This window comes from Ochrobactrum quorumnocens (genome assembly GCF_002278035.1).
Lineage (GTDB): Bacteria > Pseudomonadota > Alphaproteobacteria > Rhizobiales > Rhizobiaceae > Brucella > Brucella quorumnocens.
In genome coordinates this window covers 832,220-843,374 of the sequence record NZ_CP022603.1, presented here as the reverse complement: position 1 = coordinate 843,374, position 11,155 = coordinate 832,220, and the positions used below count along the sequence as shown (strand labels likewise).

Below are 11,155 nucleotides of genomic sequence, written 5' to 3'. Positions count from 1 at the left end.
TGCAGACAAACATTTTGCGGGCTGCTTCCACGTTTGGCGTGAAAGCAGGGCAGTGTGTTTGTCCGGAAGCGTATGTAAGCCTGTCTTAAAACAGCAGCCAGCTATTGAACCGCTCGGTCATTTCGGCGCGGTTGGCGCTCCACCAGTCCTCATCCGCAAGGCGCATTTTGCTGATGTTCTGTGGTGCAGTTGGCAGAATTTTCGCGCGCTCAGCCGGGATGAAGTCATAAGCCTTCTTGTTGGTGGGGCCGTAAGCGAGCTCTTCGGTAAACAGAGCCTGCTGTTCTGCGCGGGAACAGAACCTGATGAACTCGCGGGCCTGATCCGCGCGCGGATTTCCTTTTGGAATGGCCCATCCTTCGATCGAGTAAAGCCCCTGATCCCAGTGAATTTCTGCTGGTACATTGCCGTCGATCGCCGATTGCAGACGAGCGTTCCAGCCGCTGATCATTGAAACTTCGCCACTCTGCAGCAGCTGTGTGGACTGTGCGCCGCCTGTCCACCAGACCGAGATGTGATCCTTGATCTTGTCAAGACTGGCAAAGGCGCGATCAACGTCCAGCGGATAAAGCTCTGCGAGCGGAACCCCATCGGCAAGCAATGCCTGCTCAAGTGTGTCGATTGGGTTTTTGCGCAAGGAACGGCGTCCGGGGAATTTTTCAACATTCCAGTAGTCGGTCCAGCTTTGCGGAATATTATCTTTCAACAGGTCCGTGCGGGTTGCAAAGATGTGGCAATAGATCGTGATGCCCAGAAAATCGTCGAAGACGGCTTCCGGCATGATGTCCGGCACCTGATCCTTGCTAATGCCAGTCGGTTCCAGCAGGCCGGATTCCGATAGGATTTTACGCGCTGAAAGCGTCAGTGTGCTCAAATCCCAGATGTAGCTCTGCGTTTCAACGATGGACTTGAACTGTGCCGTTGGCTCGGCTTCACGAGCAACATTGACGATCTTGATGCCAGTTTCTTTTTCAAACGGATCATAAAATGCTTTGCGGAAAGCGCTGTTAAACGGGCCGCCCGGATCAGCCAGCGTCAGCGTTGTCTGAGCGTAAGCAGGGCGGAGAATAGCGGGTGTTGCAAGTACTGCGGTGGCGCCTGCAAGCAAAGTGCGGCGGGTCAGCGTGAATGGTGATTTCGTAGTCATGATGCTCCCTTTATTATTCTTTCAAAACGTTCTGGTGTTCTGAAGGGGTTCCCCTGCCTAAGCAGTTTTAATTCTGATCGGTGTGCCGATCTTATAAGTGCGGGATATAGCCTTCGCCACATCCCGCAGCCTTTGATACAGTTAAAAATCAGGATGCCTTGCGGGCCTGACGGGCCGCAAAAAATGCTTCCATCATGCGGGCAGGTTCGCCTGTTGCGTAAGCTTCGCGCTGAATACGTACGCCTGCGGAAAGCGCATCCTGCAGGCTCGGTTCGGTCATTTCATAGAAACGCTGACGGTTAAGTCGCATTGCGACAGGTGGCTTGCCGGCTAGTTCTTCGCCCAGTGCCTGTGCAGCAGCATGAACCTGATCCTGTGGAACGATGGTGTTGATGAGGCCAATCTGATGCGCTTCGTTTGAATCGAGCAAACGACCCGTGAGAACCAGATCCACCGTACGAGCGAACCCGATCATTTCACGCATGATCCACGAACCAGTGGTTGTTGGAATACCGGAATTGATTTCCGGCTGGCCGATGCGAACATTCGCATGGGCAATACGGATATCGCAAAGAAGAGCGACCTGAAATGCAGAACCGGCGGCAACACCGTTGAGTGCTGCGATGATCGGCTTGGATAGAGTTCTGATCCGTGTGTAGAGCTTTTCCCACTCTCCGATCCACACTTCAGCGCGGTCGGCATCGAATGTCTTGGTTTCGTTCAGATCCTGGCCAGCACCGAAGGCGCGATCTCCAGCTCCGGTCAGAATTACAGCCTTCACAGCCGTATTTTCTTCTGCGGCCTGAAAGGCTTCGATCAGCTGATTGCGCATCGCAGCGTTCCACGCATTCATCACTTCTGGTCGGTTCAACGTAATCGTGAGTACCGAATTTTTAAGTGAGGTGAGGATGAACTCAGACATCTATGTGTTCCCATCGACTATTGTAATGCAATAATTGTTATTGTATTTTGAATTTTGTAATTGCAGTTTGTCAAGGCTGTTTTAGTAATTTATGGAAAAGGCATGACGAAGCGGGATCAATGCTCGACCGTTTCAAGGCCAGTTTGTTTGTGTATAAATAGGCGAAAAATCGCTCTCGGATCAGGGCGTGGCAATGAAAGAACCAGTGGATTTGACAAAAGAAAAGCAATCGAAATCGCCGGATGATTCAGCAGATGTGAGCGGCGAAAATTCTGGTCGTGGTGACGCGCTTATGGTGCGGTCTGTGGAAAAGGCTTTCCGCGTTCTGGGGGCTTTCAACTCGGATCAGTCGACGCTCAGCCTCTCCCAGATCGTTAGCCTGACCGACCTCGATATGAGTGCGGCGCAGCGCTTTACGCATACGCTGATGAAGCTCGGATTCCTCGCGAAAGACCCAGTTACGCGCCAGTTCGAGTTGACGGCAAAGACGCTGGATCTGGGCTTTCACTATGTTCGGGCGAACAAGTTGATTGATCGTGCGATGCCCTATTTGCAGCATCTGAGCAAAGAAACTGAAGAAACGATCAATCTTACAGTGCCGGACGGGACCGAGATTGTATTTGTGTCGCGGTTCCTGAGCCGTCATGTACTGAATACCGACGTTATCATCGGCACACGAATGCCTTGCTATTGCACAGCTCCAGGACTGGCGATTCTCTCGCGCTTACCCGAAGACGAAGCGCAGGCGATTCTCGATCAGACGCATTTCCGTAGCTTCAACGCCAATACGATAATCGATCCGAAAGTGATCATGGATGATATTCGTCGCTTTCGCGAAGACGGTTATGCCACGGCTTTCGAGCAGGTCTATCACGGCGACGGGTCGATTGCCTCCGCGATTACCGGACCAAACGGGCGGCCCATTGCTGCAATCAACATCGCAGCATCGCTGGCGCGGTATTCACGAGAGGACATTGTTTCGCGTTTCAGTCCTTACGTGATTGCGGCGTCACGAACCATTTCAAAGGCGTGAATCATCACCGCAGCTGCAGTCGTAACACCAGACGATAGCCCACTCTGTCGCAGTTTTTAAAAACACCGTTGACAGAATTGTTGTCATACGGAATGTTTGTATAAAAATAACAAATATTGCATTGCAATAATCAAGTGGGAAAATCTGATGAATGCCACGTCTGCAAAAGGGCAGCTCGTTGCCGCGGTCGCGCCGACGGGCAAACCCCTGACTTTTACTTTTGACGGCGTTGAATTTCAGGGATTTGAGGGGCAGTCGGTTCTTGCAGTTCTTCTGCACAGCGGCCATGTGTTGCGCTATTCCGAATTTGACGGAATGCCGCGTGCGGGATTTTGCCTTATGGCTGCCTGTCAGGATTGCTGGGTGTGGACCTCAGAGGGAAAACGTCTGCGTTCGTGCTCAACCGCCTTACATCAGGGCATGCACTTGCTGAGCCGTTTTGGAGCCTGGGGCCAGTCATGATCCATCCACTTATCATCGGATCAGGTCCTGCGGGCGTCAGCGCGGCCCAAACGATTGTCGATAATGCGAAGCTGATTGAACATCTGACAGGGCAGGTTGTGAAGCCTGTTATGCTCAGTGAGGCTGCGTTTCCTGGCGGGCAGGGCCTGCGTCGGCTCAACTCGCAGATGGGGTTTGAGCCTCGAAAATTATACAGGAATGAAGAGGCGAAGTATCGGAGTTTTCATTGGAATGCCGATGCGCTGATCGGCCAAATTGATTACCGCCCGCGGACAACCGTCTGGTCGCTTTATGAAGGTACGGCCTTCGTAGAAAGCGCTGGCGAAGTGGATGAGCTACCTTATTCGCACGTCATTATTGCGACTGGTGCAACTGACAAGATCATGCCGTTTAAGGGTTGGACCCTGCCGGGAGTTTATTCGCTCGGTGGGTCGCAGGTTGCCTTAAAAGATCAGGGCAGTTTCATTGGCCGAAAGGTGGTGTTTGCAGGCAGCTCGCCGCTGTTGCTGCTGGCCGCTTTACAGTATCATCGGCTGGGCGCAAAAAACATTGTGGTGCTGGATACGACACCGTTTCGCGCGAAACTCAGCGCCTTGCCCGGCCTGCGACACAGCTTCAGAACGGCGTGGCAAGGTGCGCGCTATATGGCCGAGTTGAAGAGTGCGGGAATTCCAATTCATAGTGGTGTGGTGCTCGAAGAGGTTCAAGGCGAAACTCACGTTGAAAGCCTTGTCTTCCGTGATCGGAAAGGTCGCATCCAGAAGCTCGATTGTGATGCAGTTGCTCTGGGATATGGGCTCCGTGCCGAAACCCAGCTTGCAGAACTCGCTGGTTGCCAATTTGAGTTTGATAGTGATTTCCGTCAGTGGTTGCCTGTGACTGATCGGGATGGTCGCGGCGCTGAAGGGGTTTACCTGGCGGGCGATGGCGCTTCAATCGGAGGGGTCGATTGTGCAATTCAAAGCGGAAAGCTGGCAGCGCTTGCGATGATTGAAGACATTGCTGTTGAGGCAAGCGTGATGATGCCACAAGTTGCGAGGGCTGAATTGCAACAAGCAAAACGCCGAACCAGTGATGTCGTGGGCCAGTATCGGGCTTTCCAGCGCAATCTTGCCAGGATATTCCGCTGGCCCGTCGATAATGTGTCTGCAATCAACGATGAGACCATCGTTTGCCGCTGCGAAGGCGTTTCAGCTGGCGAAATCAGGCAGAGCATAGCCAAAGAAGTTGGCCCTGTTGAAGTGAACCGGGTGAAAGCCATTACACGCTGCGGCATGGGGCGTTGTCAGGGACGCTTCTGCGCTCTCGCACTCGCAGAAATTACGTCGCACGCAAGTGGTCGTTCAATTGAGGATGTCGGACGGTTGCGTGCGCAAGCTCCGGTCAAACCGCTGAATGTTGGTGCTGTGCGGGTCGTTTCTTCATGACATCGTTAAGAGAAACACAAACGCTGATCATAGGCGGCGGATTGAATGGCGCGTTTACAGCCCTGTTTCTGGCGCGAGCCGGACATCGTGTCACGGTTCTCGAAAAGGGGTATGTGGGAGCGCAGTCGAGCGGCGCCAATTTCGGCAATTTGCGTTTGCAGGGGCGCGATGTGCGGCAATATCCACTGTCCATCCGTTCGCAGGAATTATGGGAACAACTCGATCAGCTCATCGGTGATCGGTGTGAGTTTGATCGCTCCGGTCACATTTATCTCGCTTATAATGATGAAGAGACTGTCAAACTTGAAGCGTACGCCAGCACTTCCCGTCAGTTTGGCCTGGAGATAGAGGACCTGGACGGCGCAGAAATACGCAGGCGTTACCCTTATCTGAGCGCTAAGATTGTCGCAGGCACTTATTCAGCCCGCGATGCAACGGCCAATCCTCGCCTTGCTACTCCAGCAGTTATGCGTGCGGCAAAAGCACATGGAGCCGAACTCATTGAGAATTGCGAAGTCTTGAGCGCAAAGACAACGCATAACGGGTTTGTTGCTGAAACTCGATCGCACGGCACGTTCAGATCAGCCCAGATTGTCAATGCAGCCGGTGCCTGGGGCGGTGCCTTTGCGCAGCAATTTGATGAGGAGACACCGCTTTTTTCCGCCGGACCTCCGCAGTTTGTGACCGAGCCTCTGCCTTATTTTATTCGACCATCGATACAGGCTGTGGCTGGAAATGTGATTTTCCGGCAGATTGCACGCGGCAATGTCATTGTTGCCGGTTATCCGCGCACGGCCAGTGATCTCAGGCATCAACGCACTGTGGTGCCGCCACTGAAAACTCTTGCTGGAATGCGGAGCCTCGCAGAAGTTGCACCAGTGCTGAGCGATGCGAAGGTCATCCGGGTATGGTCAGGCATGGAAGGCTATCTGCCGGACATGATCCCGATCATCGGTCCAAGCGCTACAACGCAAGGGCTGTTTCATGCCTTTGGCTGTTGTGGGCATGGGTTCCAGATTGCGCCGGGTGTGGGTGCAGTTCTGGCCGAGATGATTCTGCATGGAGGTTCAGAGACACCAGTCGGCGATTTCTCTATTGGCCGCTTTCGTGATGCCGTTGTGGCTCACGATAAAATCAAAAAAGAGTTCGATTGACTTGCAGTGTCGCGCCGATAGCGGAATTCTCACGTATCGGCGTATAGCCCTCAGCATCGCTTATGAGAGGGCCAAAAGCGCATCGGCAGCATCGCCATCTATAATGAGACCGTTGACGATGCCACTTTTTAACAGCGCTTTTGCTGCCGCTGCCTTTTCCTGACCGGCGATGAGCAGGACAACCTGAACTTTCTGCAATTCTTCAAAACCCAGTGCTATTGTGCGCTGGTTCATTTCATGATCGATCTGGCGTCCTTCCCGGTCAAAGAAGATACCGTTAGTGTCACCAATCGCGCCTGCCGCGCGCAGGCTTTCAAGTTCGGATTTGCTGAGCATGTTCTGACGGCGCAGCAGTGAATCTTCGGTCAACTCACCTGCACTGATGAAACACACAGACACGGTACGAGCGATTTCCATTGCCCGGGCAACGGAACGTTGAGAGATCAACACTTTTCGATCTTCCGCAGAATCGGCGATGAAGGGAACTGGCAGGAAAAAGCCTTGCCCACCTGTGCGGCGGGCTAGCATGTGCACAACCTCAAATGGATTGTAAGCCGAGTTTGCCGTCAGTGACCCCATGACCGAAATGAACCGCGCTTGTGGCGCGCGCACACCTGCTAGTTGCAGTGTCATCTGTTCAATGGTTCGTCCCCAACCGGTGCCGACGGTCGCCTCCTGATTGTCTGCCATAAAATTTTTAAGGTAAGTAGCAGCTGCAACACCAACAGCTCTGAACGAAACCTGTTTGCGGATTTCCGACGCTGTGTCGTCTGCCGCGTCGAAGCCAAATGGCGGCGTAGAAACACAAAAATTCAATCCATAGCGCTGCATCAGTTCGTTTTCGACTGGCAATGTACCCGCATTTTGGTGATCGATTGAAATACTGACAAGGCCGCTTTCGCGGGCTTCACCCAGTATCTTGTTCACGCGTGCCCGTGTTAGCCCCAGTCTGGATGCGGTCGCCTCCTGGTTGAATCCTCCAACGTAATAGAGCCACGCCACGCGCACCATCAGGCCGTCTTCAGATTCACTCATTGGTCCCTCACTCAAATAGCCGCTTCGAAATTACAAATGTATTTCTATTTGACATTTGTAATTTGTCGACGCTTAATATCAAATATTCCGAGGGACAAGAGCGCGAAAGAGCGACCGGGTCAATTGGAATGCGGGACTGAAGTGATCGCGGGATGAGGACGTCTTTCTCTGGAGGAGCAGAGTCTGACGACTGCGTTGCGACAGTTTTGGAGGAGCAGGAGGGCAACGCGGGGCGTGCGTGGCTTTCGCTGAAAGCGTCTGGGGCAGATGCGATATCAAACATGATGACATTGTTGCCCCTTGGTGCGGAAGTTTAACAATTTGAAGCTGGATAGTGGAGCCAACCACGCCGCTTCTGGGAGGAAAAAATGGGATCGGGATTTTTCAAGAAATCTGTCGCAGTTGCAGCTTTAGCCGTGCTGATGGGCACGGCAAGTGCATCAGCGACGAATGTTGCCTGGGTTCATTCCAATGCTGCTGCGCAGTCTGAACAGCGTGCGAAGGCGGGCTTTGATGCATGGCTCAAGGAAACAGCCAAGGATTGGAACATCAGTGTTCTTGACAGTGGCGGCTCTGGCGAGCGCACGGCCTCCAATATTCAGGACGCTGCATCGCGTGGTGTGGATGCCATCATCGTCAGCATGTCGGATCTGCGTGCATCGCGCGCAGCTATTGACGCTGCCGTTGCCGCTAAAATTCCTGTTTTTGCAATCGATAGCGGTCAGGTAGATGGCGTGCTTGTCGATGTGACAACCAACAACTGGGCCATGTCCGCCTCAGTTTCTCCCTATCTGCTCAACGAGATGGGCGGAAAAGGCAATCTTATTTTCCTGCGTATGGCAGAGCATCACGGCACCCGCAAACGGGGCGACGTTATGGCGACGGTGCTGAAGGAATATCCTGAAATTAAGGTCATCGCCGAACACAATATCGACTACACGGCCTTCTTCGAAGATACCACCAGCACCATGCAGGACTATGCTTCGCGCTTTGGTGAAGAGATCAACGCCGTATGGGCGCCGTGGGATGAACCGGCACAGGCCGCTATCAATTCGCTTACAGCGGCCGGTCTTAAGAATGTGAAAGTCATCGGTATTGACGGTCATCCGCAGGCAATCGAGGAAGTCTGCAAGCCAGACAGCCTGATGATTGCGACGGTTTCCCAGCCCTTTGAAAAGATGGGTGCTCAAACTGGCGAATGGATCGAAAGCATTGTGGTCAAGAAGGAAGATGCCGCAACGGTCATTCCTTCTAAAACCGTCTATCTCGATGCGCCGCTCGTAACAAAGCAGAATTGCAAGGACTTCCTCCCGAAGAAATAGGCACCCATGCCTGCAACTGGCCGGGACGTGTTCGTTCCGCGTTCCGGCCTCTTTTTCTTAAACTCGCAATTTAATCCACGGGAGTTCTTCGATGGCCGTGAGCCTTTCGCAGATCGTCATGTCCTATCCCGGTACGCTGGCACTCGATCAGGTCAGCGCAGAATTCCGGTTTGATGAGGTGCATGGCTTGATCGGAGAAAATGGCGCCGGGAAGACCACGTTGGTCAGCATCCTTGGCGGCAGCAAAAGCCCGACTTCTGGCAATATCACCATCGATGGGGCAGAGGTGAAGCTTAGCAGTGCCGGTGATGCGCTACGCAAAGGCATTGCGCATGTCTCTCAGGAAGGCAGCCTCGTTCCCGGCCTGACGGGCGCACAGAACATTCTGCTTGGCGATGAACCACGCATGGGACTTGGCGTCATCGACAAGAAAAAGCTTGTCGCCCGCGCAGAAGCACTTCTGAAGCGCTGGTTTCCTCAAGTTTCCATCGACCTTGATGAGCAGGTCGATATGCTGCCGATGGCAGATCAGAAAATTATCGAAATTATCCGCGCACTGCGCGGCAATGTGCGGCTGCTCATTCTCGACGAACCGACGGCAACATTGCCTGCTCGCGAAAAAGAGAGCCTTTGGCAGATCATCAGAACCTTGCCACAACAAGGCGTTGGTATTGTCCTGATCAGCCACTTCCTGTCTGAAATCAAAGCGCTGAGCGACCGTATTACCGTTCTGCGTGATGGCAGGCATATCGCAACGCTTCAGGCTGATGATTCAAGTGAAGCGCAATTGATCGACCTGATGCTTCAGCGTTCAGGCGGCAAGGATGCAGCTGAACAGGATAGTCAGAATACCCGCAACCTCGGACCGGTAGTTCTGGAGGTCAGCGACTGGCAGGCCGGTGGTGTCAGTGCCGATCATTTTATCATCCGTGCGGGGGAGATCGTCGGACTTATCGGTCTGACGGGGGCAGGGCATTTTGGTTTTGCCCGTTCACTTTATGCTGCGAGCGGTCTGACTTCCGGAACATGCCGCTTTCAAGGCGAAGTGCTCAGCAAAGTCGATGCGCGAACCATGCAGAAAAAAGGTGTGGCACTTGTGCCGGATCACCGCATGGAGAATTCTCTCATTGGCGATTGGGACGTTCGCGAAAACCTTGCAATGGTGCATCCATCGCACGCAGCGTTTGGTGGAACCGGCATATTGTCGATGCGTCGCGAGGCAAATGAAGCCGACCGAACAATGCAGCTTATGAACGTCAAAGCACATTCACGCAGCCAGTTCGTGAAGGACCTGAGCGGCGGCAACAAACAAAAAGTTTCAATCGGCAAGTGGCTTTATGGCGCTGATGATCACTACCGTCTGATGATCTTCATCGAGCCAACCGAAGGTGTCGATATCGGCGCCAAGCGCGAAATTCATGCACAGATGCGCAGGCTTGCCGACAAAGGTGTCGCTATCCTCGTTACATCGTCCGATCTTTTGGAAATCGCTGACGTGGCAGACCGCGTCATCCCCTTCGTGAATGGCAGTCCCGGGCCTCAGATTGGTCGCGGAGCATTTTCCGAAGCGAAGTTTATTGCCGCAATGGCAGGAGTTACCCCATGAATGCTCGATCTTCAGCGGTTTCGCCGCAATCATCCCGCCATGCCCAAAGCTTTGGTAAAAAGCTCAAAGGCGAATGGCTGCTTAAATATAGTACGCTTTTCGTACTTTTTCTTTTGTTTGCGGGCTTTTCGCTGACTGTTGACCGCTTTCTGACGACAAACAATCTGCTCAATATCATCCAGCAGATATCGATGCTGACGATTGTTGGAGCCGGACTGACTTTCGGTTTTGCAGCTCGTGAAATGGATCTATCGGTTGGCTACATGGTTGGCATGGCAGGCATTCTGGTGCCGCTCATGCTGGTCGCTGGATTTCCGTTGCCTGTGGCTTTGCTTGCTGGTCTTGGTGCTGGTCTGGTGGTGGGGTCCGTTAACGCAATTCTGGTCACGTTTGTCGGCGTGCCGTCGCTAATTGCAACACTTGCGATCGGCTCCATCCTCTATGGTATCAACTTTCTGATGACTGGCGGGCGGGCAATCTATGGTGGTCTTCCGGCAAATTATCTCTGGCTCGGTCAGGGACAATTATTCGGAATTCCGGTGCTCGCTTACGCCATGGTGATTGTGGTCCTCTTCGCCTGGTTCCTGATGGAACGCACAGTGTTCGGCCGATACATTTATGCAGTTGGCGGTAACCTCAAAGCCGCAGAGCTTTCGGGGGTTAATGGTCGCTTCTATCGTGCTGCCGCTCTTGTCGTCTGCTCGATTTTTGCAGCGGTTGCCGGTGCACTTCTTGCGGCGCGTCTTGGCTCAGGGCAGCCCAATGCGGGCGAGCGTTATCTGCTCGACGGCCTTGCAACGGTGTTCATCGGCATGACGATGTTTCGTCCGGGCACGGCAACAATCGCCGGCACATTCTTCGGCGCACTCTTTATCGGTGTCATCAATAACGGCCTCAACCTCATCGGCATGGACACATACATCCAAAGCATCGTGAAGGGCCTTATCATTCTCGTAGCGGTCGCGGTCGTTTCGCGCACCACCAAACTGAAGCTCCTTTGAGAGCACACGTGAGGCATTGAACTAAACATCATGAAACAAAAGCAAC

The 11,155-nt window shown here is 53.3% G+C and carries 10 protein-coding genes; 7 read left to right on the top strand and 3 right to left on the bottom strand.

Going from position 1 to position 11,155, the window contains the following annotated elements; all coding sequences use genetic code 11:
• Nucleotides 1-85 precede the first annotated feature (85 nt).
• Together CES85_RS04025 and CES85_RS04020 are read right to left on the bottom strand one after the other, a co-directional pair.
• Complete coding sequence (locus tag CES85_RS04025; protein WP_095444746.1) at nucleotides 86-1,147, bottom strand: ABC transporter substrate-binding protein; 1,062 nt, start codon at nucleotides 1,145-1,147, stop codon at nucleotides 86-88.
• Between the two features lie 148 nt (nucleotides 1,148-1,295).
• A complete protein-coding gene (locus CES85_RS04020) occupies nucleotides 1,296-2,069 on the bottom strand; it encodes an enoyl-CoA hydratase/isomerase family protein (protein WP_095444745.1) in 774 nt (257 codons plus the stop codon).
• A gap of 193 nt (nucleotides 2,070-2,262) precedes the next feature.
• Between CES85_RS04020 and CES85_RS04015 the strand changes: the two genes are divergently transcribed.
• From CES85_RS04015 to CES85_RS04000, 4 genes are all read left to right on the top strand, one after another.
• Entirely contained in the window at nucleotides 2,263-3,102 is an 840-nt protein-coding gene (locus CES85_RS04015) for an IclR family transcriptional regulator (protein ID WP_244923218.1), read from the top strand.
• A gap of 147 nt (nucleotides 3,103-3,249) precedes the next feature.
• Nucleotides 3,250-3,564, top strand: coding sequence for a (2Fe-2S)-binding protein (locus CES85_RS04010; protein WP_095444744.1), 315 nt, complete (start codon nucleotides 3,250-3,252; stop codon nucleotides 3,562-3,564).
• A complete protein-coding gene (locus CES85_RS04005) occupies nucleotides 3,561-4,991 on the top strand; it encodes an FAD/NAD(P)-dependent oxidoreductase (protein WP_095444743.1) in 1,431 nt (476 codons plus the stop codon). The genes CES85_RS04010 and CES85_RS04005 overlap by 4 nt, the downstream gene beginning before the upstream one ends.
• On the top strand, nucleotides 4,988-6,145 hold the full coding sequence (locus CES85_RS04000) for an NAD(P)/FAD-dependent oxidoreductase (RefSeq protein ID WP_095444742.1): 1,158 nt from the start codon (nucleotides 4,988-4,990) through the stop codon (nucleotides 6,143-6,145). Before CES85_RS04005 ends, CES85_RS04000 begins: the two co-directional genes overlap by 4 nt.
• 60 nt (nucleotides 6,146-6,205) lie before the next feature.
• Here CES85_RS04000 and CES85_RS03995 read toward each other — a convergent pair whose 3' ends face one another.
• Nucleotides 6,206-7,180, bottom strand: a complete 975-nt coding sequence (locus CES85_RS03995; RefSeq protein ID WP_095444741.1) for a sugar-binding transcriptional regulator — start codon at nucleotides 7,178-7,180, stop codon at nucleotides 6,206-6,208.
• Nucleotides 7,181-7,548: 368 nt separating this feature from the next.
• Between CES85_RS03995 and CES85_RS03990 the strand changes: the two genes are divergently transcribed.
• The 3 genes from CES85_RS03990 (at nucleotide 7,549) to CES85_RS03980 (ending at nucleotide 11,109) form a co-directional block, all read left to right on the top strand.
• Nucleotides 7,549-8,502, top strand: a complete 954-nt coding sequence (locus tag CES85_RS03990) for a sugar ABC transporter substrate-binding protein (protein WP_095444740.1) — start codon at nucleotides 7,549-7,551, stop codon at nucleotides 8,500-8,502.
• A 91-nt stretch (nucleotides 8,503-8,593) separates the two neighbouring features.
• Nucleotides 8,594-10,108 (top strand): sugar ABC transporter ATP-binding protein, encoded by a 1,515-nt coding sequence (locus CES85_RS03985; RefSeq protein ID WP_095444739.1) that lies wholly within the window; start codon nucleotides 8,594-8,596, stop codon nucleotides 10,106-10,108.
• Nucleotides 10,105-11,109 carry an ABC transporter permease gene (locus tag CES85_RS03980; RefSeq protein ID WP_094575507.1) on the top strand — a complete coding sequence of 335 codons (1,005 nt, stop codon included), beginning with the start codon at nucleotides 10,105-10,107 and terminating at the stop codon, nucleotides 11,107-11,109. The genes CES85_RS03985 and CES85_RS03980 overlap by 4 nt, the downstream gene beginning before the upstream one ends.
• Nucleotides 11,110-11,155: the final 46 nt, after the last annotated feature.

What these genes read in the sequence shown, in the direction of transcription:
- CES85_RS04025 (WP_095444746.1), bottom strand. Translation starts at nt 1,147, where the DNA reads ATGACTACGAAATCACCATTCACGCTGACCCGCCGCACTTTGCTTGCA.
- CES85_RS04020 (WP_095444745.1), bottom strand. Translation starts at nt 2,069, where the DNA reads ATGTCTGAGTTCATCCTCACCTCACTTAAAAATTCGGTACTCACGATT.
- CES85_RS04015 (WP_244923218.1), top strand. Translation starts at nt 2,263, where the DNA reads ATGAAAGAACCAGTGGATTTGACAAAAGAAAAGCAATCGAAATCGCCG.
- CES85_RS04010 (WP_095444744.1), top strand. Translation starts at nt 3,250, where the DNA reads ATGAATGCCACGTCTGCAAAAGGGCAGCTCGTTGCCGCGGTCGCGCCG.
- CES85_RS04005 (WP_095444743.1), top strand. Translation starts at nt 3,561, where the DNA reads ATGATCCATCCACTTATCATCGGATCAGGTCCTGCGGGCGTCAGCGCG.
- CES85_RS04000 (WP_095444742.1), top strand. Translation starts at nt 4,988, where the DNA reads ATGACATCGTTAAGAGAAACACAAACGCTGATCATAGGCGGCGGATTG.
- CES85_RS03995 (WP_095444741.1), bottom strand. Translation starts at nt 7,180, where the DNA reads ATGAGTGAATCTGAAGACGGCCTGATGGTGCGCGTGGCGTGGCTCTAT.
- CES85_RS03990 (WP_095444740.1), top strand. Translation starts at nt 7,549, where the DNA reads ATGGGATCGGGATTTTTCAAGAAATCTGTCGCAGTTGCAGCTTTAGCC.
- CES85_RS03985 (WP_095444739.1), top strand. Translation starts at nt 8,594, where the DNA reads ATGGCCGTGAGCCTTTCGCAGATCGTCATGTCCTATCCCGGTACGCTG.
- CES85_RS03980 (WP_094575507.1), top strand. Translation starts at nt 10,105, where the DNA reads ATGAATGCTCGATCTTCAGCGGTTTCGCCGCAATCATCCCGCCATGCC.